We start from the raw sequence: 24,313 nt of genomic DNA, 5'->3' as shown, positions 1-24,313 counted from the left end.
GATGATTTCAGCCCGCCTGCTGGCGCTGGCCCTTGGCCTCAGCCTCGCCGCCCCCATCCATGCCCAGACGAAAGATTGGCAGGCCGTCCTTGACGAGGCGCGGGGGCAAAATGTGTTCTGGCACGCCTGGGGTGGTGATGCGCGCACCAATGCCTTCATCGAATGGGTCAGCGCCCAGACCAGCCAGCGCTACGGCGTCACCGTCACGCAGGTCAAGCTGTCGGACACCGCCGAGGCCGTGACGCGCGTCCTGTCGGAAAAGGCGGCGGGCCGGGATGAGGGCGGGGCCGTGGACCTCATCTGGATCAACGGGCCGAACTTTCTGGCGATGAAGGAACAGGGCCTTCTGCATGGCCCCTTTGTCGCGGACCTGCCCAATGCGCGTTACCTTGACCTCTCGCCCGAGGCGCCGGCTTCGGTCGATTTCACCGTCCCGGTCGAGGGGATGGAAAGCCCTTGGCGGCTGGCGCGTTTCGTCTTTGTCCATGACAGCGAACGCGCCCCCGAACCGCCTCGCAGCATGGCCGAATTCGTGACCTGGGCCGAGGCCAATCCGGGCCGCATGACGCATCCGGCCGTATCGAACTTCATGGGCGCGACCTTCCTGAAGCAGGCGCTTGTCGAACTGGCCCCCGACCCTGCCATGCTGCAGGAACCCGCCACGCCCGAGACCTTCGAGACCGCCACCGCACCGCTATGGGAATGGTATGACGCGCTGCGCCCCAACCTCTGGCGCGAGGGCCGCACCCTGCCCGAAAATCAGGGAGTTCAGCAGCAATTGCTGAACGATGGCGAAATCGACATCGCGATGTCCTTCGATCCGGCCTCGACCGCCGCCGCCATCGCCGAGGGGCTTCTGCCCGACACGGCCCGCGTCTTCGTGACCGAAGGCGGCATGATCGGCAATGTCAGCTTTGTGGCGATCCCCTACAATGCCGCGAACAAGGCGGGTGCCAAGGTCGTGGCCGATTTCCTGATCTCGCCCGAGGCGCAGGCGCATATGCAGGACATCACGGTGCTGGGCTCGTTCTCGGTCCTCGACCCCGCCCGTCTGGATGCCGAGGCGCAGGCGCTTTTCGACGCCCTGCCGACCGCCGAGGCCCTGCCCCGGCTGGAGGATCTGGGCCCTACCCTGCTTGAGCCCCATGCCAGCTGGATGACCCTGCTGACCGAGGAATGGTCGCGCCGCTACACGCAATGAGGGCCGTTCCCGCGCTGCTCCTGGCCGCGCTGGTCGCGCCCGTCGTGCTTGGGCTGTGGCAGACGGGGCGGGCGGCCTTTGGCATCATGCCCGCCCTAGGCCGCGAGACGCCGTCGCTGGAGCCCTGGCGCCAGCTTTTCGCCTTGCCCGGACTGGGCGGCAGCATCCGGCTGTCGCTGGTCAGCGGGCTGGGGGCGGCGATCCTGTCGCTGCTGATCGCGCTGGCGCTGGTGCAGGCGCTGCAGGGGCGGCTGTCGGCGGCACGGGCCGCGCGCTGGCTGGCGCCGTTCCTGGCGGTGCCACATGCCGCGCTGGCCATCGGCATGGCCTTCCTGCTGGCGCCCTCGGGCTGGATCGCACGCGCCCTGGCGCCGCTGATGGACTGGACGCGCCCGCCCGGCGCCGCCAGCGTCAACGACCCGTGGGGCATGGCGCTGATGCTGGGGCTGATGGTCAAGGAGATCCCGTTCCTGATGCTGGTGATCCTGGCCGCGCTTGGGCAGGTGCCGCTGGCGCGGATCATGGCGATGGGGCGGGCGCTTGGCTACGGGCCGGGGGCGGTCTGGCTGCGGCTGGTCCTGCCCGCGATCTGGCCGATGCTGCGCCTGCCCTTCTGGGTGGTGCTGGTCTATTCGGTCTCGAATGTGGATATGGCGATCATCCTCGGCCCGGCCAATCCGCCGGTTCTGGGGGTCGCGGTCACGCGCTGGTTCGTCAGCCCCGATCTGGCGATGATCCTGCCCGCATCCGCCGGGGCGATCCTCCAGGCGGGGCTGGCGGGCGCGGTCATCGCCGCCGCCTGGGGGGCCGAGCGTCTGGCCGCGCGCCTTGGGCCGGCCTGGCTGGCACGCGGCGGGCGCGGTCCGGCTGGCGCGCCGGGCTGGATGGCGGGCGCGGTGTTGCGCCTGGCCGCCATGGCCGGGCTTGTGCTGATGGCGGCGGGACTGCTGGCCATGGCGGCGCTGGCGATCTGGTCGCTGGCCTTTCGATGGCCCTTTCCGTTGATCCTGCCCGAAGCCTGGTCGCTGAACGCCTGGTCCATGACCGCGCCGGGCTGGCGGCGGGCGCTGATGACCTCGGTGCTGCTGGCGGGGACGACGGCCAGCCTGTCGCTGGCGCTGGCTGTCGCATGGCTTCAGGCCGCGCCCGCGCGGATGCGCGCGGAATGGCTGATCCTGCTGCCGCTGCTGGTGCCGCAGATCGGGTTCCTGCATGGACTGAACGTCGTCTTCCTGCGCGCCGGGCTTCAGGCCGATCTGCTGGCGGTGGGCATGGGGCAGATGCTGTTCGTCTTTCCCTATGTGCTTCTGTCGCTGTCGGGGCCGTGGCGGGCGGTGGACCCGCGCCTGATGCGGACGGCGGCGGCACTTGGGGCGGGACCGTGGCGGCGGCTGGTCGCAGTGCGCCTGCCCGTCCTGCTGCGCCCGCTGCTGACCGCCTGGGCCATCGGCATCGCCGTGTCAGTCGCGCAATACCTGCCGACGCTGTATCTGGGCGCGGGGCGCGTGGCGACCCTGACGACCGAGGCCGTGACGCTGGCCTCGGGGTCGGACCGGCGCGTCTCGGGCGTCTATGCCAGCCTTCAGGCGCTGGTGCCGCTTTTGGCCTATGCCTGCGCCTTCGTGATCCCCGCATGGTGGCACCGCGACCGCCGCGCCCTTGCCGGAGCCTTTCGATGAGCCTGATCCTCGAACACGTCACCATCACCCGACCCGACGGCGCGAAGTTGATCCGGGGCCTGACGCTGAACGTCGCGCCGGGATCGGTGACGACCGTGATGGGGCCCTCCGGCATCGGCAAATCGACGCTGCTGGACGCGATCGCGGGCAGCCTTGCGCCTGGATTCGCGCTGTCGGGCCGGATCACGCTGAACGGGCGCGACCTGACCGCCCTGCCGCCCGAACGCCGCCGCATCGGCCTGATGTTCCAGGACGCGCTGCTGTTCCCGCATCTGAGCCTTGCGGGCAATCTGGCCTTTGGCCTCGACCCGCGCATCCGGGGCCGGGCCGCCCGCGCGCAGGCGGTCGATGAGGCCTTGGCCGAGGCCGGTCTGGCGGGCCTTGGCCTTCGCGATCCGGCGACCCTGTCGGGCGGTCAGAGGGCGCGCGCGGCGCTGATGCGAACGCTGCTGGCCGCCCCCGAGGCGCTGCTGCTGGACGAGCCTTTCGGCAAGCTGGACATGTCCCTGCGCGACGAGATCCAGCGCTTTGTCTTCGACCATGCCGCCGCACGGGGCGTGCCGGTGCTGTTGGTCTCGCACGATCCGCAGGACGCGGCGGCGGCGGGCGGGCCGGTGGTCGCGCTGGCCTAGCATCGCCCGCGCGCCATGAAGCCCCGGTCGATCCGGTCCTTCAGCCGCCACAAAAGCGCGCTGCCCCCGGCCCCGCCAAGCGCCAGCCCGCGCCAGAGCGCGATTGCCCGACGCTCGCCCAACGAGACCAGCTTGAGGAAATCGCGCTGCGGGTGATGGGGCCGGGGCGGACGGCCAGCGACCAGCGCGGCAAGGTTATGGGCGAGATCCGGCCCCTGACGCACGGCATGGACGCCCGCCTTGGGGCGCGGGCTGGCCAGCATCTCGGCGCAATCGCCCACGGCCAGGATATGCGGATATTCGGGATGCTGAAGCGTGGGGCCGACCGGAACGAAGCCGCGCGCATCGGTCAGGCCCGACACGGCAAGCCAGCCATGCGGCCGCGCGCCCGCCGCACCAACGATCAGGTCGGCGCCCTCGATGCGGCCATCGGCCAGATGCAGGGCGTCGGCCTCGACCCGCGCGACGGCAGAACCGGTCAGGATCCCGATTCCGCGCCGCTCCAACGCCCCTACCACCATCGCACGCGCACGCGCGCCAAGACCCGGCAGGGGCTGGGCGTCCCCCTCGATCAGCGTGACGCGGGCGTCGGGTCCAAGCCGATGCGCCATGGCCAGCGCGATCTCGGCGCCGCCGAGACCGGCGCCGATTACCGCCACACGCGGCGCAGGCAGAGCCTTGGCCAGCCAGCGCGCCCAGCCCTCGGAAAAGGTGCCCAGAGGCTTGACCGCCAGGGCATGATCCGAGAATCCGGGCAAGGCATCCAACCGGGCGTGAGCGCCGATATCCAGCGACAGCAGGTCGAAATCGTGCCAAGCCCCGCCGATCCTGACGCGCCGCCGGACGGGATCGACGGCATCGGCGGCGGCCTCGATCCGCGTCACGGCGGCGCGGTCGCACAGGCGCGGCAGGTCGATCATCAGCGCGCGCGCGGGATAATGGCCCGCGACATGACCGGGCAACATGCCGCTATACCATACCTCTGACCCCGGATCGGCCAGCAGGATCGGCCCTCTCGGACGGCAGGACGGGCGCGCGGCCCACAAGCGCAGGACGCCGATATGGGCATGGCCGCCGCCAAGCAGGATGATCCGCATGAGCCGTCTCCCTCTTGCAGGTTTGTGTCACTTTCCCGTGATGGCAACACGGCAAGGGACGCGCCTTCGTATCTGATATAGAACAGATACGGAGGCGCCCCATGAAACGACGCATGGCCTTGGCCATCCTTGGAACCGCGTTGGCTGCCCCATGGGTCGCGCGCGCGCAGGCCGCGATGCTGGCCTTTGACGGAAACTGGCAGGCGCTGACCTTTCCGCGCCTGACCCCGACGCGCTACGCGCTGGAAGGCCCACGTCTAGGCATCGCCGCCGATCAGAGCTCATCCCTGATCTATCGTGCGCTGGACCCCTCGCTGCGTGGCGCGCGGCAGGCGCGCTGGAACTGGTCCGTCAGCGAAAGCGTCCCCGCGACCGATCTGACGCGAAAGGGGGGCGATGACCGCAACATCGCGCTGTATTTCATCTTCATGGATGCGGCCTCGGCCCAGAGCCTGCGCCCCGGCACCAGTCCGCAGCGGCTGCTGTCGAACCGCTCGGCGCGGGTGGTGATGCATGTCTGGGGCGGCAATCACGCGCCGGGCAGCATTTTGCCCAGTCCCTATATGCGCGGGCGTGGCGTGACCATCGTGCAGCGCCCGGCGGGAACCGGTGAAGGCAATGTGACCACGGATCTGGCGCGCGACCATGCCCGCGCCTTCGGCCCGACGCCAGAGGCACTGGTCGGCGTTGCCGTCTCGGCCGACAGCGATGACACGGGGACTCGGGTGCGGGCCAGTATCAGCAATCTGACCCTGAGCTAAGGACCAGAACCACTTTCCGGCTCTGCGGCCAGAAAATGGTGAAATAAGGAAGTCTTGCACCCCTTTCAGGCCAAGCCCAGAACAATGTTCCAGAACTTGCCTGCCGGCCGCAACGGTGGTCGGGCGCGCGCGCGGCCACTTGGTCCGTTATTCGCCGATCCTCTTGCGCGCGCGATGGCGGCGCCCTTGTCGGCGCGCGGGGGCCGCTCTAGCTGCATCGGCACAGCATCAGAGAGGCGCCATGTCCATCACCATCAGCGCGATGACAAAGCGGTTCCACAAGACCGACGTTCTGCGCGGCATCGACCTTGACATCGCGCCGGGCGAACTGGTCGCGCTGCTGGGGCCGTCAGGGTCCGGCAAGACGACGCTGCTGAAGATCATCGCAGGGCTGGAATGGCCCGACGCGGGCAGCCTGACCGTGAACGGGGCCGACTGGCTGCAATTGGCCGCCCGTGACCGCCGCGTCGGTTTCGTCTTTCAGCATTACGCGCTGTTTCCGCACATGACGGTGCGCGACAACCTCGCCTTTGGCCTGAGCGTGCGCCCGCGCGCCGAGCGTCCCGGCAAGGCCGCCATCACAGCCAGGGTCGATGAACTGCTGCATTTTCTTCAGATCGCGCATCTGGCCGACCGCTATCCCGCGCAACTATCGGGTGGCCAGCGCCAGCGCGTCGCGCTTGGCCGGGCGCTGGCGATCCAGCCGCGCCTGCTTCTGCTGGACGAACCCTTCGGCGCGCTTGATGCAGCGATCCGGCGCGACCTTCGCCGCTGGCTGCGCGGCGTCCATGAAGCGACCGGATCGACCACGATCTTCGTCACCCACGATCAGGAAGAGGCCTTCGAACTGGCCGACCGTGTCGTGGTGATGGGCGAGGGCCGCATCGCCCAGATCGGCCATGCTGACGAAATCCACGATCACCCCGCCAGCCCCTTCGTCGCCCGCTTCATGGGCGCGACGGTCGAACTGCCGGTGACGCTGGCACAGGGCCGTGCCCTGGCGCCGGGGCTGGACCTGACCGCCCTGCCCCGCCGTGCCCTGCCCGACGGTGCGGCGACGCTGTTCGCGCGCCCCGCCGACATCCGCGCCCTGCCCGACGCGGCAAGCCCCTGGCGCGTGGCGCAAGTCAGCTCGACCGGGGCCGAGCTGCGCCTGATCCTCAGCCATCCCGACCTGCCCGAAGCCGAGGCCGTGATGCCCCGCCGCGGCACGGCGCCCCTGCGCCAGGGCGACGCCGTCGCGCTGCGGATCGAGGCTGCCGCGCTCTTTCCCGCCAGCCGCCGCGAGGCCCCGCCCGCGCCCCAATCCGACAACCCCAAGAAAGAGATCGCCCGATGAAAACGCCGCTTCTGGCCACCGCCCTGGCCCTGACCCTCGCCGCCCCCGCCGCAGCCCAGGATCGCCTGCTGAATGTCAGCTATGACATCGCTCGCGAATTGTTCGAGGCGCTGAACCCCGCCTTTGCCGAACACTGGCAGGCGGAAACGGGCCGCACCGTGACCATCGACCAGAGCCATGGCGGATCGTCCCGTCAGGCCCGCGCCATCCTGGAAGGGCTGGCGGCCGATGTCGTGACATTCAACCAGGAAACCGATATCGACGTGCTGGCCGAGGGCGGCCTGTTGCCCGCGGAATGGCGCGACCTGCTGCCCAACGGCGCCTCGCCCTACTACTCGCTGCCCGCCTTTCTCGTTCGGCAGGGCAATCCCAAGGCGATCGAGGATTGGGACGATCTGGCCCGCGAGGACGTGGCACCGGTCTTCCCCAACCCCAAGACCAGCGGCAATGCGCGCTACACCTATCTGGCGGCCTATGCCTACGGGCTGGCGCAGAATGGCGGCGATCACGAAGCGACCCAGGAATTCGTGCGCCAGATCTTTGCCAGCGTGCCGGTCTTCGACACGGGCGGGCGCGCCGCGACCCAGACCTTTGCGGAACGCGGCATCGGTGACGTGCTGGTGACCTTCGAGGCCGAGACCGCCCAGATCGCCGAGGAATACGCAGCCCAGGGCTTCGAGCGCGTGACGCCCTCGATGAGCCTTTTCGCGGCCTTCCCGGTCGCGGTCGTGTCCCAGAATGCCGAGCGCAACGGCTCGACCGAGGTGGCGACGGCCTATCTGGAATGGCTCTATTCCGCCGATGCGCAGCGCATTCTTGGCAATTTCGACTATCGCCTGACTGACGAGACCGTGGCCGCCGAATTCGCGGACAGCCTGCCCCAGGTCGAATTGGTCACCGTCGATGATGTCTTTGGCGGATGGGACGCGGTGCGCGCCGAGCATCTGGCCGATGGCGGCATCCTGGATCAGGTCTTCGTCAATCAATGATAACGGCGGCCGCCCCCATCCGCGCCAGACGCGTCCTGCCGGGCTTCACGCTGAGCCTTGGCACGACGCTGCTTTATCTGGTGCTGATCGTGCTGATCCCGATTGTCGCCCTGATCCTGAAAGGGGCCGAGATCGGCCCCGCCCGATTCTGGGCCATCGTCAGCAGCGACCGCGCGGTGGCGGCCTTCCGGATCACGCTGATCGCGGCGGCCATCGCCACGGTCTTCAACGCCATCTACGGCCTGCTGATGGCCTGGGTGCTGACCCGCTACGACTTTCCGGGCAAACGCCTGCTGGACGCGCTGATGGACGTGCCCTTCGCGCTGCCGACGGCTGTGGCGGGGTTATCGCTGACGGCGCTGTTCTCGGCGAATGGCTGGTTCGGCGCGGTCCTGCACCCGGCCGGCATTCCGGTCGTTTACACGATCTGGGGCATCGCGCTGGCCATGGCCTTCACCTCGGTCCCCTTCGTGGTCCGAACGGTGCAGCCGGTGCTTGAAGATCTGGACCAGTCGCTGGAAGCGGCCGCCGAAACGCTCGGCGCGCGGCCCTGGCAGATCTTCGCGAAGGTCGTCTTTCCGGCAATCCTGCCGGCCTGGCTGGCGGGCTGCACGACGGCCTTCGCGCGGTCGCTCGGCGAATTCGGCGCCATCGTCTTCATCGCGGGCAACCTGCCCTTTCAGACCGAGATCGCGGCCCTGCTGGCCTATATCCGGCTGGAGGAATTCGACTATAACGGGGCCGCCGCGATCGCGCTGGTGCTTCTGGGCTTCGCGCTGGTCCTGCTGGTCGCATCGAACCTGCTGCAGACCTGGGCGGCCCGCCACCGCGAGGCCCTGAGATGAGCGCCGCCACCCGCCCTGCCAGCCCCGGTGCCAAGGCGCTGGTCGCCATCGCCGCGACCCTGACGATTCTCTTCGTCGCGGCACCTCTGGCCTATATCTTCGCCCGCGCCTTTTCGCAGGGGTGGCAGGTCTATATGTCCAACATCCTGAACCCGATGACGCTGCACGCGATCTGGCTGACCAGCATCGTGGCGCTGGTCGTGGTGCCGCTGAACGTGGCCTTCGGGATCGCCGCGGCCTGGGCTGTGGCCAGGCACCGCTTCCCCGGACGCGGCATCCTGGTCACGATGATCGAGATTCCCTTCTCGATCTCGCCGATCATCGCGGGCATCTGCTACCTGCTGCTCTACGGGCGTCAGGGGCTGCTGGGGCCGTGGCTCCAGGCCAATGACATTCAGGTGATGTTTGCGCTGCCCGGGATCATTCTTGTGACGATGTTCGTCACTGCCCCCTTTGTCGCGCGGGAGGTGCTGCCCTTGATGCAGGCGCAAGGCAGCGAACAGGAACAGGCTGCGGTGACGCTCGGCGCATCGGGCTGGCAGGTCTTCCGCCGGGTGACGCTGCCCAATATCAAATGGGCGCTGCTTTACGGCACGGTGCTTTGCACGGCGCGCGCCGTGGGCGAATTCGGCGGCGTCTCGGTCGTGTCGGGCAATATACGCGGACAGACCAACACACTGCCCCTGCATGTCGAGTTGCTGTTCAATGACCTGAACGCGGTCGGCGCCTTTGCTGCGGCCTCGGTCCTGACGCTGATCGCCCTGATCGCGCTGGCGGTGAAGTCGCTTCTGGACGCGCGCCGCGCATAGTAAGCAATGGCGGGGGGCTTGCCTTCACGGCCCCATCGAGGGGCCGCGAAGGCAGTCGGGGCCAAGGGCCCCTCCGGGCAACAGCCTTTTGCCTTGGTCCCAATATCCCCGGGGAATTCGGCAAGGCCGGATGGGGGCAGCGCCCCCCTGCCCGCTCTCCGGCGGGCGTGACCCGCAATGTTACGAGTCCAGCTGCGTCACGGTTCTTGCGCCCTTGGCAATCTCGATCCGGCGGGGTTTCAGAGCCTCGGGAACCTCGCGCAGCAGATCAATGTGCAACATGCCGTCCACGTGGCTGGCGCCCTCGACGCGCACATGATCGGCCAGCGTGAAACGGCGCTCGAAGGCGCGGGTGGCGATACCGCGATGCAGATAGGTGCGGCCCTCGTCCTCATCGGCCTTGCGGGCCGAGACGATCACCGCGCCATCGCGCATTTCGACATTCAGGTCATCGGCGGAAAAGCCTGCGACCGCGATGGAAATTCGATAGCTGTTCTCGCCCGTCTTCTCGATATTATAGGGCGGATAGGTCGGGGCGGCGACATCTGCGGTCAGAACGCGGTCCATCAGGTCGGCCAACCGATCAAAACCGACCGAGGCGCGGTAGAGCGGGGTCAGGTCCAGGCTACGCATGGTCTCATCCTTCTACAAGCGATGCGATAGGGTGCCCCCCGATCATCCGGGCGGGCGCAGGGACGGTGCCGTCACGGCCACCGGTGCCCTGAATCTAGGCGCGGAAAATCCTGGTTCAAGCCCTCCCGGCGGGCTCCAGCGCGCGCGGAGGCGGACCGCCCGTCGCCCAGTCCAGCAGCTCGACCGTGTGCACCACCGGCAGGTCCGTGCCGCTGCCGATCTGCATCATGCAGCCGATATTACCCGCCGCGATCACCTGCGGCGCGAGCGCCTGAAGCGAGGCGACCTTCCGCGCCTTGAGTTCCTGCGACAAGTCTGGTTGCAGGATGTTGTAGGTTCCCGCCGATCCGCAGCAGAGATGCGCATTCGCAGGCTCGGCCACCTGGAAGCCCGCCCGGGTCAGCAGATCCTTGGGCGCGCTGCGGATCCTTTGGCCGTGCTGAAGCGAACAGGCCGAGTGATAGGCCACGCGCAGCCCCTGGCTTTCGGTGGCGCGGATCTCGGGCAGGCCCAGCCCATCCAGAAACTCGGTCACGTCGCGCGCCAGCGCAGCGACACGGCGAGCCTGGGCTTCAAGTGGGTCGCCTGCGAACAGATGGCCGTAATCCTTCAATGTGGTGCCGCAGCCAGACGTGTTGATGATCACCGCATCAAGCGGGCCTTCGGCCTCGGCCGCCAGAAGGCGGTTGATGCTGTCGCGGGCACGGGCCTTGCCGTCGGCCTCGTCGCCCATGTGCAGGGTCAGCGCGCCGCAGCAGCCGAAGGCTTGCGGGATCACCACATCGCAGCCCGCCCGGCGCAGCAGACGGATCGTCGCGTCGTTGATATCGGTGTTCAGCGCCCTTTGCGCACAGCCGATCATCAGCACCACGCGCGCCCGGCGCGGGCCGATTGCGGGAAAGGTCTGGCCGTCATCGTTGCGGCTGACCGGGGGGATCTGCTTCGGCGCCATCGCGATCATGGCACGCAGGCGACGATCGGGCATCAGCCGCGCGAAGGGCCGCGCGATCCGCGCCCCCAGCAGCGCCAACCGGAACCGGCCCGGATGGGGCAGGACCAGCTTCAGCACCCGGCGCAACGCGCGTTCGCGCCAGGGGCGGCGATAGGTGGCCTCGATATGCGCGCGCGCATGTTCCAGCAGATGCGCGTAATGCACGCCCGAGGGGCAGGTCGTCATGCAGCTGAGACAGCCCAGGCAGCGGTCGATATGCCTGACCGTGCGTTCATCGGCCGGCCTGCCCTTTTCCAGCATGTCCTTGATCAGGTAGATCCGCCCGCGCGGGCTGTCCAGTTCGTCGCCCAGAACCTGATAGGTCGGGCAAGTCGCCGTGCAGAAGCCGCAGTGAACGCAGGTCCGCAGGATCTTGTTCGAGCGCGCGACCAGGGGATCGGCCAGTTGCTCGGGCGTGAAATGGGTCTGCATCAGTCACATCCCTCGAAGATGCCGCGAGGGTCGAAACGCGCGCGAAGCTCGGTGTTCAGCCGCCGCGTCACCGGGTCGGTGGCCGGGATCAGACCCGGCGCGGCCCCCGTCACGCGGCGCGCATGGCCGTCAAAGGGCGGCAGATCGGGCGCGCTGCCCGCAGGCAGCGCGACATGGATCAGCGCGCCGCCCCAATCCAGCGACAGGGGTTGCGGCAGGTTTGCCAGAATGGCGGGCGCCTGCGACGGGCGGCAGAGGATGCGCCAGGTCTCAAGGGCAGGATCACGGCCGACGGCATGAAGAAGCGGCCAGGGATCGTCCTCGGCCTGCTCGACCCGACCAAGGGCGGCGAGGCGGGCACTCAGCGAGGCCGCGCGTTCGGCGACCGACCCCGCCAGCCCTTCCAGCCGCAGCAGCGCGCCGCGTCCGGGCAGCCAGGCCGCGCCCGACACGTCCCACGCGCCGCCAAGTGCCAGGGTCAGGGCCGGGATGGCGGCGGCGGCATCCAGATCGGGCAGGCTCAGCGTGACGCGGGCGGGCGGAATCGGCGCGGTGCGAAAGGTCAGTTCGGTCAGAACGCCCAGCCGGCCCCGGCTGCCCGCCATCAGCTTGACCAGGTCATAGCCGGTCACGTTCTTCATCACCCGCCCGCCATTGCGGATGATGTTGCCTTCGCCGTCGATCATGCGGATGCCCAGAAGCGCGTCGCGCGCCGCGCCCAGTTGCAGGCGGCGGGGTCCGGCGGCATTGGTCGCGGCCACCCCGCCGATGGTCGAGCCGGGTGCGCCTGCGGGTTCAAAGCCCAGCATCTGCCCCTCGGCCCGCAGCGTATCCTCGACGACGGCCAGCGGGGTTCCGGCGCGGACCGTCAGGGTCAGCGCCTCGGGTTCATAGAGGGTGATACCGGTCAGCCCGCGCGTGTCGAGGGGCGCGGCGGCACCCTCACCCGGCCAGCGGCGGGTCGCGCCGCCCGTGATCGACAAGGGCGCGCGCGCCTCGCGGATGATCTGGGCCAGATCGGCCTCGGTCTCAGGCCGCATCGGCGGGCCTGTTCAGGCGGCGTTCCCGGCGCGGGGCCGAGGCGTCCAGCGGAAAGACCTTGGCCGCGTTCAGCAACCAATGCGGGTCGAAGGCGTCCTTGACGCGCATCTGCGCCTCCAGATCGGGGGCAGCAAATTGCACATGCATCAGGTCACGCTTTTCGATGCCGACGCCATGTTCGCCGGTCAGGCAGCCGCCCATCTCGACGCAGAGGCGCAGGATGTCGGCGCCAAGCGCCTCGGCCCGGTCCAGATCGCCGGGCTTGTTGGCGTCGAAGATGATCAGCGGGTGCATGTTGCCGTCGCCTGCATGGAACACGTTCGACACGGCCAGCCCGTAGCGGCGCGAAAGGTCCGTGATGCCCGCCAGAACCTGCGGCAGCGCGTTGACCGGGATCGTGCCGTCCAGGCAGATATAGTCGCCCAGGCTGCCCATCGCGCCGAAGGCGGATTTGCGGCCCAGCCAGATGCGCCGCGCCTCGTCGTCAGAGCGGCTTTCGCGGAACTCGATCGGATCGAAGCGCAGGGCGATGTCGCGGATCAGGGCCAGCTGCTCGTCGATCTCGGTGGGCGTGCCCTCGACCTCGACGATCAGCAGCGCCTCGCAATCGGGATAGCCCGCGCCGCAATGGGCCTCGGTCGCCAGGATGCAGGGGCGGTCCATGAACTCGATGGCGACGGGCAGGACGCCCGCGCGGATGATGGCGGCGACGCAGGCCCCCGCCGTTTCGGTCGCGTCGAAGGCCACCAGAACGGGCCGCGCGCCTGCGGGCCTGGGCAGGATGCGCAGGCTCGCCTCGGTCACGATGCCAAGTTGGCCCTCGGATCCGCAGACGACGCCCAGGAGGTCCAGCCCCGGCGCCTCGCCCATCGGGCCGCCCAGTTCCACGACCGACCCGTCCATCAGGACAAGCGTGACGCCCAGAAGGTTGTTCGTTGTCACGCCGTATTTCAGGCAATGCGCGCCGCCCGAATTCATGGCGATGTTGCCGCCGATCGCGCAGGCCAGCTGGCTGGAGGGATCGGGCGCATAGAAGAAACCCAGATGATCCACCGCCCCCGACACGGCCAGATTGGTGCGACCGGCCTGAACGCGGATCATGCGATCCTCGGGGGCGATTTCCAGCACCTCGGTCATGCGGGAAAGGCCGATCACCACCGCATCCTCGGTCGGCATCGATCCACCGGCGAGGCTGGTCCCCGCGCCCCGCGGCACGACCGGCACGCGCAGGTCGTGACACAGCCGCATCAGGCGCGACACCTCCTCGGTCGAACGCGGCAGCACCACGGCCAGGGGCGGACAGCGATAGGCCGTCAGCGCGTCGCATTCATAGGCGCGCGTCTCGGCGGGATCGTCGATCACCGCGCCGGGCAGCGCGTCGTTCAGCGCGGCGACGATCGCCGCACGGCGCGACAGCACGCCGGGATCTGGCTGGGGTAGCTGGATCATGGTTCCTCCTCGCGGCGTGCCGCACCGGCAGGCAGGCGCGCCGTCCCAAGGTTAGTGCCAGCCGCGCCCTCTTTTCAAGCGGCAGGCTTGCCGCATAGAACGAACAGATGATGTTTCAGTCTCTTTTGGACAGCCGCCTTGCTTTGCCCGACCTGATCGCGGTGGCGCTGCTTTTCGCAGCCTGGATCGGCATCGGCTGGCTGACCGAAAGCCCGCCTGCGGGCCGGCCCTCGGTCTCGGTCCTGATGACGCGGTTCCGGCGCGAGTGGATGCGGCAATTTGTGGGCCGCGACAACCGCATCTTCGACGGCAACATCCTGGCCAGCCTGCGCGAGGGCACCGCGTTCTTCGCCAGCGCCTGCATGATCGCGACCGGCGGCCTGCTGGCGCTGATCGGCAATGGCGAAAGGCTGCGCGGCATCGTGCGCGAATTCGAGATCGAATCCGTCGCGGGCACCGGCTACGAGATGCGCCTGTTGGTCACGATGTTCTTCGTGGTGAACGCCTTCCTGAAATTCGTCTGGGCCCACCGGCTGTTCGGCTATTGCGCGGTCACAATGGCCTCGGTGCCGAACCGGCCCGACGATCCGGTGGCGCTGGACCGCGCGATGCAGGCGGCCGATCTGAACATCACGGCGGCGCGCAACTTCAATGCCGGGCTTCGCAGCGTCTATTTCGCGCTTGGCTCGCTGACCTGGCTGGCCGGACCCTGGGGGCTGGTGGCGGGCACGGCCGTCGTCGTCTTCGTGACGTGGCGGCGCGAATTCGCCTCGACCTCGCGGCAGGTCATCCTGCGGTCGCTGCCCCCACCCGAGCTTTCCGTTCCTGTCGCCGGGCAAGTGTCAGGACCACGGCGCCCGCAGCCGTAAGCGCGATGCCCACAAGGCCGGGCGCGCGCCAGCCCCAGCCCGCCGCCAGCGCCAGACCGCCAAGGAACGGCCCAAGCGCATTGGCAGCGTTGAAGGCCGCGTGGTTCATCGCGGCGGCCATGTTCTGGGCGCGGCCCGCGACCTCCATCAGCCGGGTCTGAAGCGGGATCACAAGCCCCGCCCCCGCCGCGATCAGGAAGGACGAGACGACCATCAGCGGCCAGCTTCCCACGACCAGCGCCGCGAAGCCCTGCGTCACCGCCATCGCGGCCAGGCTCAGATAGGCCGCCCGGTCGGTGCCCAGCCATTCGGTGTAGCGCCCCGCCGCCCATGTCCCCAAAGTGCCGCCGACGCCGAAGACCGCCAGCGTCAGCGGGATAACGTAGGCCGGCGCGTCGGTCGTGGCCAGGATCGCCGCCGTCAGGAAGGCATAGACCGAGAACAGCCCCCCGAAGCCGATCGCCCCCACCGCCAGCGTCCAGAGAACGCGCGGATTGGACAGGGCGGCCAGTTCGTCCCAGGGCCGGGCATGGGGATTGCCGCCGACACGCGGCGCCAGCCGCAGGATCGCCAGCGCTGAGGCCAGCGCGATCACGCCGGGCATCGCAAAGCCCCAACGCCAGCCGATCACCTGCCCCATCCACCCCGCCAGCGGCACGCCCAGGATATTGGCGACCGTCAGCCCCAGGATCACCTGCGCCGCGCCCCGCGCCCTCTGGCCCGCAGGCAGCGCATCGGCGGCGTAAAGCATCGCGACGCCCAGAAAACCGCCATGCGGCAGGCCGGCCAGAAACCGCGCCACCGTCAGCGAGGCAAAGCCCGGCATCATCGCGGCCGCAAGGTTCATCGCCCCGTAGAACGCCATCAGCGCCGCCAGAAAACGCCTGCGCGGCAGCCTCGCCCCCATCATCGAGGTGATCGGCGCCCCCACCACGACCCCGATCGCATAGGCGCTGATCACGTGCCCCGCCTGCGATTCACTAAGGCCCAGATCGCCCGCAAAGAAGGGCAGCAGCCCCATCGCCGAGAATTCGGACGTGCCGATGGCGAATGCGCCCAGCGCCAGCGCCAGGATCGCCGGGCGCAGATCGCGGCTGGTCGTGTCGGTCATGGGGTGGTCCTTCTGCGGGGGCTTTCCCGCCCTCACATCAGCTTGCCCCGCCAAGGGCAAGGGGCCGCGCGGCGGACTGAACCTTGCACGGCGTGCAATGCCTCAGATGTGGCCGCGCTGCATCATCAGCCAGACCGCCCCTGCCGCGATCAGCAGCAGCGCCAGAACCAGTTTCGCGGTCACGCCAAGGACGCGGCCCTGCACGCGGGACAGCTCGCCCAGAGGGCGCAGATGCGCCGACAGCGCGGCATGGTCGCGCGCCAGCGCCGCCAGCGGCAATTGCCGCGCGATCCGGGGCTGGCAGGCCAGCCGGTCGGCCCGCGCCAGCCGCCATCCACGCCGGCGCAGCCGTCCGGGCAGCGCGCCGCCACGCCGCTGCATCATCTCCTCCAGCGTGGGTCTTTCGCCGCGCGCGCCCCCGCCCAGCCGCGAGACCATCAGATCGGCCACGTCATCGGCCATGCGGCGGATATCCTCGAACGAATGGGGCGCCTTGCTCATGGCGGCAGGATAGACGGGATGGCGGCGGCGCGCCAGACGCTCTAACCTGACGCGATGAAGCTGAATCATGTCATTGCCGGGGATGATACCGGCTTGCCCGTTCTTCTGGTCCACGGCCTGTTCGGCCAGGCCCGCAACCTTGGCGCACAGGCGCGCAGGTTGGCCGAAAGCCGCCGCGTGGTCAGCGTCGATCTGCGCAACCATGGCGACAGCCCGCATGATCCCGACGCCTCCTATGACGCGCTGGCCGCTGATCTGGCGCAGATGATCGAGGCCCTGGGCGGGCGCGCCGATCTGGTCGGGCATTCGATGGGCGGCAAGGCAGCGATGGTGCTGGCGCTGACCCGGCCCGAACTGGTGCGCAAGCTGGTCGTCATGGACATCGCGCCGGTGGCTTATGGCCATGACCAGACGCCCAACATTGATGCGATGGAAAGCCTGGACCTGACCGGGATCGAGCGGCGCGGACAGGCCGACCGGGCGCTGGCCGACCGGATCGAGGATCGCGGCACCCGTGCCTTTCTGCTGCAAAGCCTGGACCTGTCGCGCCAGCCGCCGGGCTGGCGGCTGAACCTCGCGGCGTTGCGGGCGCATATGCCGGGCATCGTGGGTTGGCCCGACGGCGTGCCGAAGGCCAGCTTTGACGGGCCGGTTCTGGCCATGCGCGGCGCGCGGTCCGATTACGTCACCGCCGAGGGCGAGGCCGCCTTGCGCGCCCACTTCCCGCAGGCGCGCGTCGTCACGATCAAGGATGCGGGCCATTGGCTTCATGCCGACGCACCCGAGGCCGTGGCTGAAACTCTGGCCGCGTTTCTGGGCGCAGGTTAGGCCTGCTGTTCGGCCAGACGTTCGGCCAGCGATTCCGCGCGTGCGGCCAGTTCGGCCATCGCCTCGCGCAGATGCTCGGGGACGACCGGCACTTCGACGCGGGGCGGGTTGGCCTGAAGCCGGGCGATCTGGCGCTCGGCCTGTTCCAGCTTTTCCTCCAGCGCAGCGTGGCGGTCAGCCAGCATCAGCCCGGCCATAAGCAGCAGGCGCGGCTCGGGCAAGCGACCAGCCTGCGCCAGGATCTGCTGCGCCTCGGCGTCCAGAATCCGGGCGGCGCGGGCCACAAGCGCCTCTTCGCCATCGACCGAGCCGACGCGGTATTGCCTGTGCCCGATGGTGAATTCGACCTCGGCCATATCAGCTTTCCTTGTCGGGGTTGGACATGTCGTCGCCATCGGCGGGCAGCAGGCGCCCCAGTTCGGCCATGATCTCGGCCATCTGGGCCATCTCGGCTTCGCGCGCGGCGCGCAGGGCGGCGATCTCGGCCCGCAGCGCGTCGATGGCCTCGTCGCGGGTGACGCCGCCGGTCTCGGCTGCCTCGATCAGCAGCCGGTTCGCCGCCGCCAGCCCGTCATTGGCCGCTGAAAGCCGCGCCGCGCCGTCCTGCGCCTCGCGCAGGCGAATCTCGGCCTCGGCCAGTGCGGCCTCGAGCTGCCCCACCCTTGGATCATCACCCATGCGAGGCCGCGCCGCCCCGGCCTCAAGCAGCTGGTCGATGCGGTCGAGCGCGGCGGAAAGCCTGCGTTCGCTGGCTGAGATTTCGGTCATGGCGGCTTCGGTCCCCATATCTGCAATGCCCCGGTTGTCGCACGAGGCGACGGGCCAAGACAAGCACAGGCAGACGAGCGCGGGCAGGCCAGGCAGGTCCATCCCTGCCCGGCCTGCCCGCCTTCACGCCAGTTCGCGCCGCTCGGCTCGAAGGCCGCTGACCACCGCGTAGCAGGCGCCCAGAAGCACCAGCGTAAAGGGCAGCCCGGTCGAGACCGCCATCGCCTGAAGCGCGACCAGCCCGCCGCCCAGAAGCAGCGCGATGGCCACCGCGCCCTCGATGCCCACCCAGAAGATGCGCTGCGGAACGGGCGCGTTCACCTTGCCCCCCGCCGCGATCGTGTCGATCACCAGCGATCCCGAATCCGACGAGGTGATGAAGAACACGATCACCAGCACGATCCCCACGACCGAGGTGATCGCCGCCAGCGGCAACTGACCCAGCATCTCGAAGAGCTGCAATTCCAGCGGCGCGCCGAGGATGCCCGCAAAGCCGTCCTGCGTCAGCGCGATCGCCGTGCCGCCAAGCGCCGTCATCCACAGCGCCGAGATGAATGTCGGCACGATCAGCACCGCCGTCAGCAATTGCCGCACCGTCCGGCCCCGCGAGACACGCGCGATGAACATGCCGACAAAGGGCGACCAGCTGATCCACCAGGCCCAGTAGAAGGCCGTCCAGCCCTGCCGGAAATTGTCGTCGTCGCGCCCGAACGGGTTGGACAGGGGCGCAAGCTCGGCCGCATAGGCGCCCAGGTTGCGGAAGAACCCGCCCAGGATCGCCAGCGTCGGCCCGACCAGGATGACAAAGACCAGAAGGATCAGGGCCAGGACCATGTTCGCCTCGGACAGGCGCTTGACGCCTTTCTCGACGCCCATCACCACCGAGACGCCCGCGACCAGCGTGATCGCCAGGATCAACCCGACGCGCATCCAGTCATCATTGGCGGCGCCGAACAGATAGGCCATTCCGGCCGTTGCCTGCTCGGCCCCAAGGCCGAGCGATGTGGCCAGACCGAAGATCGTCGCCAGCACGGCAAGGATGTCGATGACATGGCCCGGCCAGCCCCAGATCCGTTCCCCGAGGATCGGGTAAAAGACCGAGCGCAGCGTCAGCGGAAGCCCCTTGTTATAGGCAAAAAGCGCCAGCGCCAGCGCGACGACCGCATAGATCGCCCAAGGGTGCAGGCCCCAATGGAAAATCGTCGCGGCCATGCCCAGCCGTTCCGCCGCGGCTGCATCGCCCACCGCCCCGCCAAGCGGCGCCCAGTCCACGCGCGCGTCACCCTCGATTGCGGGGCCCGCCAACGCGGCCTCGAAATGGCCCAGGGGTTCGCTGACGCCGTAGAACATCAGCCCGATCCCCATGCCCGCCGCAAAGAGCATCGCAAACCAGCCCGGCAGGCTGAAATCGGGCGTCGAATCCGGCCCACCCAGCCGGACCGATCCCAGAGGCGACATGATCAGCGCCAGGCACAGCAGCACAAAGACATTCCCCGACAACAGGAAGAACCAGTCCATCCGCGAGGTCAGCGCCTCGCGCAGGCCGCCGAAGAGAGGCTCCATCCGGTCGGGAAAGATCAGCGTGACCACCGTGAAGGCCAGGACCGCCAGCGCCGAGATACCGAAAACCGGGTTGTGGATATCGAAGGGAACCGCGCCCTTGCCCTCGATATTGTCCTGACCGATCGTATAATCGGTCTCGATGATGGCAGTGGGGCCTTCGGGCTCGGGCAACGGCTCGACCCCGGGTTCGGTCGCGGGCTCAGGGGCGGGCCTGTGACGCCCGGACAGAGCCTCGGCCTCGCGCAGGCGGTTTCCGGGCTGGCCGCGATGGCCGCGCGGCCGTCCGGGTTCGCTTCGTTTCTCGGTCATTCTGTCCTTTTCACCGGTTGCGCGCAGCGCAGGCGGAAAGCCGCCGCGTCACGCGGAAGTCATCGTCGATGCGGGAACAAAATGCATCCTGCCCGGCTCAGGTTCCGCCTCAGGTTCCGTCCGTGGGGCCGAACACCCCGTCTTGGCGCGGGGTTGGGCTGGGCCTATAAGGCCCGCAGGCGAGACAAGGACATCCCATGCGCAAGGCCACGATCACCCGCACCACATCCGAGACCCAGATCGAGGTCGCGCTGAACCTTGACGGCACCGGGATCTACGACAACCGGACGGGCGTGGGCTTTTTCGACCACATGCTGGACCAGCTGTCGCGCCATTCGCTGATCGACATGACCATCCGCGCCAAAGGCGATCTGCATATCGACGACCACCACACGGTCGAGGATACCGGCATCGCCATCGGCCAGGCCTTGACCGCGGCGCTGGGCGACAAGAAGGGCATCCGCCGCTATGGCAGTTTCCTGCTGGCCATGGACGATTCGCTGGTGCGGGCGGCGCTGGACCTGTCGGCGCGGCCCTATCTGGTCTGGAACGTGGATTTCCCGTCGGAAAGGATCGGCAGCTTCGACACCGAGCTGGTGCGCGAATTCTTCCAGGCGCTTGCCACGCATGGCGGCATCACGCTGCATGTGGACCGCCTGCACGGGGTGAACAGCCACCACATCGCCGAGGCCGCCTTCAAGGCCGTGGCCCGTGCGCTGCGCGAGGCGGTCGAGCCCGATCCGCGCATGGCAGGCGCGCTGCCCTCGACCAAGGGGGCGCTGTGATGCGGGTCGCGCTGGTCGATTACGACAGCGGCAACCTGCATTCGGCGGAAAAGGCCTTCCAGCTGATGGGTCGCGATGCGGGCGCCGAGATCGTGGTGACTTCGGACCCCGAGGTGGCCGCCCGCGCCGACCGGATCGTGTTGCCCGGCGACGGAGCCTTCCCCGCTTGCCGCGCCGCCCTGGGCGAGGTGGACGGCATGGCCGAGGCGATCCGCGACGCGGTGCTGACGCGCGGCGTGCCCTTCATGGGCATCTGTGTCGGGATGCAGATGCTGGCCACAACGGGGCACGAATACCGACAGACGCCCGGCCTCGACTGGATCGGCGGCGAGATCCGCGCCATCGCCGCCCCCGGCCTCAAGGTGCCGCATATGGGCTGGAACGATCTGGTCATCGACCGCCCCCATCCGGTGCTGGACGGTATCGCCACCGGCGATCACGCCTATTTCGTCCATTCCTGGCAATTCCAGGTGGCGAACCCCGCGCATCTGCTGGCTCATGTCGATTATGGCGGCCCGGTCACGGCGGTCGTGGGGCGTGACAATATCGTCGGCACCCAGTTCCACCCCGAAAAATCCCAAGCTGTCGGCCTGCGCCTGATCGCGAACTTCCTGCGCTGGAATCCCTGAATGCTTGCTGGACCTCTGGCCCGGATTGCGGTCTTGTGTGGCTCTGCTGCATGAATTGGCTGTGAGGATTCATCTCGTGAATCCAGCGCCAAAGCCAGGCTGCATGAGCAGACCCACGCCCCCGTCTGCAAGACCCGGACCTGGCCGGCCCGCAACAAGGCGCTGAAGCGCCGGGACTTGCTGACGATCCGGTTCGATCCCGCCATGACATGGGAGGCCGCGCCGACCGGCAGGCGCGGGCGGCAGCCCGACGACAGCGACGCCGCCATTCGGACCTGCCTGACGATGAAGAGGTTGTTCGGCATGGCGCTGCGCCAGACGACCGGCTTCGTGCAGAGCCCGTTGCAGCGGGCCGGCCCGGACTGCGATGTGCCGGACTGCAGCACGCTACCGTGGCGCCGGAAGACCGCGAGGGTCAACATCCAATCCCGCCGCCCGGAGGGCCTCCTGCACCTGCTGATCGACAGCGCCGGGATCGAGGTTGAGGGTGACGGGGAATGGAGCGCGCAAGAACGGCGGCTCGAAGCGGCGTGTCTGGCGCAAGGTTCACATCGGGATCGACGACGAAACACTGGAAATCCGCGCTGCCAACTTCCCACCAGCGACGCGGGCGATGCACCCATGCTGCCCGAACTGCTGGACCATAGTCATTATCCGGTCAGACCGCTATCCGTTCCATGGCCATGGCAGCAGGCCGTTGATCCTGTGGATCTTGCAGTCCGGGATGCGGGCGAGGATGTCGGCGAGCCAGGGGTGGGGATCGACGGCGTTGCGCTTGGCCGTTTCGATCAGGGTGCAGACGAAGGCGGCGGCCTTGGCGCCTGCCTCGGAGCCGACGAAGAAGGAGTTTTTCCGCCCCTGCGCGATGGCGGGTATGCCGCGTTCAGCCGCGTTGTTATCCAGCTCCAGGATGCCGTGATCGAGGTAAGGGGCGCAGGCCCTCCATGCGGGTCAGGGCCTGGCGGATGGACGCAGCATTCGCGAGCCAGGCGCAGGTCAGCCGCGGGCGGACGAGCCGGTTCGCCGATGAAGCGGCCGGGGAGGAGACCCGGGCGCGCTTGTAGAGCCGCGCAACGGTGGAGTGAGCGATATTCTTTTCCATCACCGTCGCATCGACGGCGACCCGCTCGGGGCTCTTGTTCTGGACAGCGCCGGAGGCGAGCCCGGCCTCGATGGTCTTCGTCAGCATCCATTCCCCGTTCGGCAGCCCGCTCGAGCCGGTGGCGCGGGCTGCCTCACCCTCGCCGGTTCGCCCGCGCCAGCGGCCCATCCAGGACGGGTCGATGGGCGGGCGGTGCTGGAAGAACGTCTCGCCCGTGAAGTGCTGACAGTCAGCGGTTCTCCACCCATACGGTCATCCTCGGGGCAGGCCATGCGCATGGCCCCGCGGGCCGATCAGCAGCGCCAAGACGGCCAATCGAAGTCGGCGCACCGGCGGCTGCACGACGCCTGACCGGCCAGATCGCGAGGCTTGTCCACATCCAGCCTGACGCCCTTGGGGCGGGCCGGCCGTCAATGGCGGTGACGGCAAAGCTGTCGCCACCATCAGCACAAGGGTCTCGGGGTCGGCGGCCCGGCGGGGAGGACGGCGATGACGACCGGCTGCGGCACGGACAGGCGGAACATGACAAACCTTGAAAGGACCGCAGCGGCAGGCTGCGCCGGCTTCGCGCGTCCTGCAAGCTGCAAGACAAGCTGCAAGAACAGTTGCAAAACAGCCGCGCCCGCTGGACATTCGGTCGAAACCACGGAGCATGACATGTCCAGCTTGACCGATCGCAAGAATGCCGCCATCTCGCGCGGCGTGGCCATGACCACCCAGATCTATGCCGAGCGCGCCGAAAATGCCGAGATCTGGGACAAGAATGGCAAGCGTTATATCGACTTTGCCGCAGGCATCGCCGTCGTGAATACCGGCCACCGCCATCCCCGCATCGTCGAGGCCGTGCGCGCCCAGCTGGACCGCTTCACCCATACCTGTCATCAGGTCGTCCCTTACGAGAATTACGTCTCGCTGGCGGAACGGCTGAACGCGCTGGTGCCGGGGGATTTCCCGAAAAAGACGGTCTTTGCCACGACCGGCGCCGAGGCGGTCGAGAACGCGATCAAGATCGCCCGCTACCACACCCGCCGCCCCGGTGTCATCAGCTTCGCGGGCGGCTTTCACGGGCGCACCTTCATGGGGATGGCGCTGACCGGCAAGGTCCAGCCCTACAAGGCGGGCTTCGGGCCGATGATGCCGGATATCTGGCACCTGCCCTTTCCCAACCCGCTCCACGGCGTTTCGGCCGAGGATTCGATGAAGGCGCTGCACCAGCTGTTCAAGGCCGATCTGGAACCCGCACGCGTTGCCGCGATCATCGTCGAGCCGGTGCAGGGCGAGGGCGGCTTCTACGAGGCGCCCGCCAGCTTCATGGCGGAACTGCGCAGCCTTTGCGACGCGCATGGCATGTTGCTGATCGCGGACGAGGTGCAGACGGGCTTTGCCCGCACCGGCAAACTGTTTGCAATGCAGCATCACGATGTCGAGGCAGACCTGGTCACGATGGCCAAGGGTCTGGGCGGCGGCCTGCCGATCAGCGCCGTGACCGGCCGGGCCGAGGTGATGGACGCGCCCCATCCGGGCGGGCTGGGCGGCACCTACGCCGGCAACCCGCTTGCGGTGGCAGCGGCCCATGCCGTGCTGGACGTGATCGAGGATGAGGGCCTGTGCGAGCGCGCCACGCGCCTTGGCAACCGGCTGAAGCAGCGTCTGGCGGGCATCCGCGACGCCGTGCCCGACATCGTCGACATCCGCGGCCCCGGCTTCATGAATGCGGTCGAATTCAACCTGCCCGGCACCGACAGCCCCGCCCCCGATTTCGCCGCCCGCGTCCGCGAAGAGGCCTTGGCCCGCGGCCTGATCCTGCTGACCTGCGGCGTCCATGGCAATGTGATCCGCTTTCTGGCGCCGCTGACCATTCCCGATCCGGTCTTTGAAGAGGCGCTGGATGTGCTGGAAGCCTCGCTGATCGCGGCACGCGGCTAGGCGCGACTGGTAAAGCCGGATCGG

General features: G+C 68.6%; 24 protein-coding genes and 2 pseudogenes. 14 read left to right on the top strand and 12 right to left on the bottom strand.

Annotated elements, in window-relative coordinates:
* Nucleotides 1-4 precede the first annotated feature (4 nt).
* The 3 genes from KY389_RS04635 to KY389_RS04625 are packed head-to-tail and all read left to right on the top strand — an operon-like array spanning nucleotide 5 to nucleotide 3,512.
* Nucleotides 5-1,201 (top strand): ABC transporter substrate-binding protein, encoded by a 1,197-nt coding sequence (locus KY389_RS04635; protein WP_425517142.1) that lies wholly within the window; start codon nucleotides 5-7, stop codon nucleotides 1,199-1,201.
* On the top strand, nucleotides 1,198-2,880 hold the full coding sequence (locus KY389_RS04630) for an ABC transporter permease (protein WP_219829634.1): 1,683 nt from the start codon (nucleotides 1,198-1,200) through the stop codon (nucleotides 2,878-2,880). Before KY389_RS04635 ends, KY389_RS04630 begins: the two co-directional genes overlap by 4 nt.
* The gene (locus tag KY389_RS04625) at nucleotides 2,877-3,512 is read left to right on the top strand and encodes an ATP-binding cassette domain-containing protein (RefSeq protein WP_219829633.1); all 636 of its coding nucleotides are present in this window, start codon (nucleotides 2,877-2,879) and stop codon (nucleotides 3,510-3,512) included. The genes KY389_RS04630 and KY389_RS04625 overlap by 4 nt, the downstream gene beginning before the upstream one ends.
* Here the strand turns inward: KY389_RS04625 and KY389_RS04620 are convergent.
* Nucleotides 3,509-4,609 (bottom strand): FAD-dependent oxidoreductase, encoded by a 1,101-nt coding sequence (locus tag KY389_RS04620; RefSeq protein ID WP_219829632.1) that lies wholly within the window; start codon nucleotides 4,607-4,609, stop codon nucleotides 3,509-3,511. The two genes, KY389_RS04625 and KY389_RS04620, sit on opposite strands and share 4 nt — an antisense overlap.
* Before the next feature lie 101 nt (nucleotides 4,610-4,710).
* Here KY389_RS04620 and KY389_RS04615 point away from each other — a divergent pair, with 101 nt between their 5' ends.
* The 5 genes from KY389_RS04615 to cysW all read left to right on the top strand — a co-directional run bounded on the left by KY389_RS04615 (nucleotide 4,711) and on the right by cysW (nucleotide 9,352).
* A complete protein-coding gene (locus tag KY389_RS04615; protein ID WP_246587951.1) occupies nucleotides 4,711-5,370 on the top strand; it encodes a DUF3047 domain-containing protein in 660 nt (219 codons plus the stop codon).
* 241 nt (nucleotides 5,371-5,611) lie between these two features.
* The gene (locus KY389_RS04610; RefSeq protein ID WP_219829631.1) at nucleotides 5,612-6,709 is read left to right on the top strand and encodes a sulfate/molybdate ABC transporter ATP-binding protein; all 1,098 of its coding nucleotides are present in this window, start codon (nucleotides 5,612-5,614) and stop codon (nucleotides 6,707-6,709) included.
* On the top strand, nucleotides 6,706-7,698 hold the full coding sequence (locus KY389_RS04605) for a sulfate ABC transporter substrate-binding protein (RefSeq protein WP_219829630.1): 993 nt from the start codon (nucleotides 6,706-6,708) through the stop codon (nucleotides 7,696-7,698). The genes KY389_RS04610 and KY389_RS04605 overlap by 4 nt, the downstream gene beginning before the upstream one ends.
* The gene (gene cysT, locus KY389_RS04600; protein WP_219829629.1) at nucleotides 7,695-8,543 is read left to right on the top strand and encodes a sulfate ABC transporter permease subunit CysT; all 849 of its coding nucleotides are present in this window, start codon (nucleotides 7,695-7,697) and stop codon (nucleotides 8,541-8,543) included. Before KY389_RS04605 ends, cysT begins: the two co-directional genes overlap by 4 nt.
* On the top strand, nucleotides 8,540-9,352 hold the full coding sequence (gene cysW / locus KY389_RS04595; protein WP_219829628.1) for a sulfate ABC transporter permease subunit CysW: 813 nt from the start codon (nucleotides 8,540-8,542) through the stop codon (nucleotides 9,350-9,352). The genes cysT and cysW overlap by 4 nt, the downstream gene beginning before the upstream one ends.
* Nucleotides 9,353-9,532: 180 nt before the next feature.
* Here the strand turns inward: cysW and KY389_RS04590 are convergent, their stop codons facing one another.
* The 4 genes from KY389_RS04590 to KY389_RS04575 form a co-directional block, all read right to left on the bottom strand.
* Nucleotides 9,533-9,985, bottom strand: coding sequence for an Hsp20 family protein (locus tag KY389_RS04590; protein ID WP_219829627.1), 453 nt, complete (start codon nucleotides 9,983-9,985; stop codon nucleotides 9,533-9,535).
* A gap of 115 nt (nucleotides 9,986-10,100) precedes the next feature.
* Nucleotides 10,101-11,408 (bottom strand): glycolate oxidase subunit GlcF, encoded by a 1,308-nt coding sequence (glcF, locus tag KY389_RS04585; RefSeq protein WP_219829626.1) that lies wholly within the window; start codon nucleotides 11,406-11,408, stop codon nucleotides 10,101-10,103.
* Complete coding sequence (locus KY389_RS04580; protein WP_219829625.1) at nucleotides 11,408-12,448, bottom strand: FAD-binding protein; 1,041 nt, start codon at nucleotides 12,446-12,448, stop codon at nucleotides 11,408-11,410. Before KY389_RS04580 ends, glcF begins: the two co-directional genes overlap by 1 nt.
* Nucleotides 12,438-13,898, bottom strand: coding sequence for an FAD-linked oxidase C-terminal domain-containing protein (locus tag KY389_RS04575; protein WP_246587950.1), 1,461 nt, complete (start codon nucleotides 13,896-13,898; stop codon nucleotides 12,438-12,440). Before KY389_RS04575 ends, KY389_RS04580 begins: the two co-directional genes overlap by 11 nt.
* A 110-nt stretch (nucleotides 13,899-14,008) precedes the next feature.
* On the opposite strand from KY389_RS04575, the gene KY389_RS04570 reads away from it, so the two are divergent.
* Nucleotides 14,009-14,767: a DUF599 domain-containing protein gene (locus KY389_RS04570; protein WP_343222899.1), complete on the top strand. Its 759-nt coding sequence runs from the start codon at nucleotides 14,009-14,011 to the stop codon at nucleotides 14,765-14,767.
* Here the strand turns inward: KY389_RS04570 and KY389_RS04565 are convergent.
* Together KY389_RS04565 and KY389_RS04560 are read right to left on the bottom strand one after the other, a co-directional pair.
* Nucleotides 14,685-15,878 carry an MFS transporter gene (locus KY389_RS04565; protein ID WP_219829623.1) on the bottom strand — a complete coding sequence of 398 codons (1,194 nt, stop codon included), beginning with the start codon at nucleotides 15,876-15,878 and terminating at the stop codon, nucleotides 14,685-14,687. The genes KY389_RS04570 and KY389_RS04565 overlap by 83 nt on opposite strands.
* Before the next feature lie 102 nt (nucleotides 15,879-15,980).
* The gene (locus tag KY389_RS04560; RefSeq protein WP_246587949.1) at nucleotides 15,981-16,448 is read right to left on the bottom strand and encodes a hypothetical protein; all 468 of its coding nucleotides are present in this window, start codon (nucleotides 16,446-16,448) and stop codon (nucleotides 15,981-15,983) included.
* Between KY389_RS04560 and KY389_RS04555 the strand changes: the two genes are divergently transcribed.
* A complete protein-coding gene (locus KY389_RS04555; RefSeq protein WP_219829622.1) occupies nucleotides 16,434-17,207 on the top strand; it encodes an alpha/beta fold hydrolase in 774 nt (257 codons plus the stop codon). The genes KY389_RS04560 and KY389_RS04555 overlap by 15 nt on opposite strands.
* On the opposite strand, the gene zapA is transcribed toward KY389_RS04555, so the two are convergent.
* The 3 genes from zapA to KY389_RS04540 all read right to left on the bottom strand — a co-directional run bounded on the left by zapA (nucleotide 17,204) and on the right by KY389_RS04540 (nucleotide 19,847).
* Nucleotides 17,204-17,563: a cell division protein ZapA gene (gene zapA, locus KY389_RS04550; RefSeq protein ID WP_219829621.1), complete on the bottom strand. Its 360-nt coding sequence runs from the start codon at nucleotides 17,561-17,563 to the stop codon at nucleotides 17,204-17,206. The two genes, KY389_RS04555 and zapA, sit on opposite strands and share 4 nt — an antisense overlap.
* 1 nt (nucleotide 17,564) lies before the next feature.
* Complete coding sequence (locus KY389_RS04545; RefSeq protein ID WP_219829620.1) at nucleotides 17,565-17,975, bottom strand: hypothetical protein; 411 nt, start codon at nucleotides 17,973-17,975, stop codon at nucleotides 17,565-17,567.
* A gap of 123 nt (nucleotides 17,976-18,098) precedes the next feature.
* A complete protein-coding gene (locus tag KY389_RS04540) occupies nucleotides 18,099-19,847 on the bottom strand; it encodes a BCCT family transporter (RefSeq protein WP_219829619.1) in 1,749 nt (582 codons plus the stop codon).
* 197 nt (nucleotides 19,848-20,044) lie between these two features.
* Between KY389_RS04540 and hisB the strand changes: the two genes are divergently transcribed.
* The 3 genes and pseudogenes from hisB to KY389_RS04525 form a co-directional block, all read left to right on the top strand.
* Nucleotides 20,045-20,632, top strand: a complete 588-nt coding sequence (hisB, locus tag KY389_RS04535) for an imidazoleglycerol-phosphate dehydratase HisB (protein WP_219829618.1) — start codon at nucleotides 20,045-20,047, stop codon at nucleotides 20,630-20,632.
* A complete protein-coding gene (gene hisH / locus KY389_RS04530; RefSeq protein WP_219829617.1) occupies nucleotides 20,632-21,261 on the top strand; it encodes an imidazole glycerol phosphate synthase subunit HisH in 630 nt (209 codons plus the stop codon). The genes hisB and hisH overlap by 1 nt, the downstream gene beginning before the upstream one ends.
* A gap of 103 nt (nucleotides 21,262-21,364) precedes the next feature.
* Nucleotides 21,365-21,903 (top strand): annotated as a pseudogene (locus KY389_RS04525) (IS5 family transposase); the annotation flags it as partial.
* A 24-nt stretch (nucleotides 21,904-21,927) separates the two neighbouring features.
* On the opposite strand, the gene KY389_RS04520 reads toward KY389_RS04525, so the two are convergent.
* Both KY389_RS04520 and KY389_RS04515 read right to left on the bottom strand, forming a co-directional pair.
* Nucleotides 21,928-22,164, bottom strand: a complete 237-nt coding sequence (locus tag KY389_RS04520) for a transposase domain-containing protein (RefSeq protein WP_246587953.1) — start codon at nucleotides 22,162-22,164, stop codon at nucleotides 21,928-21,930.
* Between the two features lie 145 nt (nucleotides 22,165-22,309).
* Nucleotides 22,310-22,588 (bottom strand): annotated as a pseudogene (locus KY389_RS04515) (hypothetical protein); the annotation flags it as partial.
* Nucleotides 22,589-23,020: 432 nt separating this feature from the next.
* Here KY389_RS04515 and KY389_RS04510 point away from each other — a divergent pair.
* Nucleotides 23,021-24,289 (top strand): 4-aminobutyrate--2-oxoglutarate transaminase, encoded by a 1,269-nt coding sequence (locus tag KY389_RS04510; protein ID WP_219829616.1) that lies wholly within the window; start codon nucleotides 23,021-23,023, stop codon nucleotides 24,287-24,289.
* Nucleotides 24,290-24,313: the final 24 nt, after the last annotated feature.

Origin of the sequence: Paracoccus bogoriensis, assembly GCF_019431455.1 — a bacterium.
Lineage (GTDB): Bacteria > Pseudomonadota > Alphaproteobacteria > Rhodobacterales > Rhodobacteraceae > Paracoccus > Paracoccus bogoriensis.
The sequence above is the reverse complement of the archived record's forward strand: the minus strand, read 5'-3'. Positions and strand labels throughout refer to the sequence as shown.

Coding starts and splice junctions, on each gene's coding strand:
- KY389_RS04540 (WP_219829619.1), bottom strand. CDS start 19,847: ATGACCGAGAAACGAAGCGAACCCGGACGGCCGCGCGGCCATCGCGGC.
- KY389_RS04555 (WP_219829622.1), top strand. CDS start 16,434: ATGAAGCTGAATCATGTCATTGCCGGGGATGATACCGGCTTGCCCGTT.
- KY389_RS04565 (WP_219829623.1), bottom strand. CDS start 15,878: ATGACCGACACGACCAGCCGCGATCTGCGCCCGGCGATCCTGGCGCTG.
- KY389_RS04625 (WP_219829633.1), top strand. CDS start 2,877: ATGAGCCTGATCCTCGAACACGTCACCATCACCCGACCCGACGGCGCG.
- KY389_RS04510 (WP_219829616.1), top strand. CDS start 23,021: ATGTCCAGCTTGACCGATCGCAAGAATGCCGCCATCTCGCGCGGCGTG.
- KY389_RS04605 (WP_219829630.1), top strand. CDS start 6,706: ATGAAAACGCCGCTTCTGGCCACCGCCCTGGCCCTGACCCTCGCCGCC.
- KY389_RS04570 (WP_343222899.1), top strand. CDS start 14,009: ATGTTTCAGTCTCTTTTGGACAGCCGCCTTGCTTTGCCCGACCTGATC.
- zapA (WP_219829621.1), bottom strand. CDS start 17,563: ATGGCCGAGGTCGAATTCACCATCGGGCACAGGCAATACCGCGTCGGC.
- KY389_RS04630 (WP_219829634.1), top strand. CDS start 1,198: ATGAGGGCCGTTCCCGCGCTGCTCCTGGCCGCGCTGGTCGCGCCCGTC.
- KY389_RS04560 (WP_246587949.1), bottom strand. CDS start 16,448: ATGATTCAGCTTCATCGCGTCAGGTTAGAGCGTCTGGCGCGCCGCCGC.
- KY389_RS04575 (WP_246587950.1), bottom strand. CDS start 13,898: ATGATCCAGCTACCCCAGCCAGATCCCGGCGTGCTGTCGCGCCGTGCG.
- hisB (WP_219829618.1), top strand. CDS start 20,045: ATGCGCAAGGCCACGATCACCCGCACCACATCCGAGACCCAGATCGAG.
- glcF (WP_219829626.1), bottom strand. CDS start 11,408: ATGCAGACCCATTTCACGCCCGAGCAACTGGCCGATCCCCTGGTCGCG.
- KY389_RS04545 (WP_219829620.1), bottom strand. CDS start 17,975: ATGACCGAAATCTCAGCCAGCGAACGCAGGCTTTCCGCCGCGCTCGAC.
- cysW (WP_219829628.1), top strand. CDS start 8,540: ATGAGCGCCGCCACCCGCCCTGCCAGCCCCGGTGCCAAGGCGCTGGTC.
- KY389_RS04620 (WP_219829632.1), bottom strand. CDS start 4,609: ATGCGGATCATCCTGCTTGGCGGCGGCCATGCCCATATCGGCGTCCTG.
- KY389_RS04610 (WP_219829631.1), top strand. CDS start 5,612: ATGTCCATCACCATCAGCGCGATGACAAAGCGGTTCCACAAGACCGAC.
- KY389_RS04580 (WP_219829625.1), bottom strand. CDS start 12,448: ATGCGGCCTGAGACCGAGGCCGATCTGGCCCAGATCATCCGCGAGGCG.
- cysT (WP_219829629.1), top strand. CDS start 7,695: ATGATAACGGCGGCCGCCCCCATCCGCGCCAGACGCGTCCTGCCGGGC.
- KY389_RS04615 (WP_246587951.1), top strand. CDS start 4,711: ATGAAACGACGCATGGCCTTGGCCATCCTTGGAACCGCGTTGGCTGCC.
- hisH (WP_219829617.1), top strand. CDS start 20,632: ATGCGGGTCGCGCTGGTCGATTACGACAGCGGCAACCTGCATTCGGCG.
- KY389_RS04590 (WP_219829627.1), bottom strand. CDS start 9,985: ATGCGTAGCCTGGACCTGACCCCGCTCTACCGCGCCTCGGTCGGTTTT.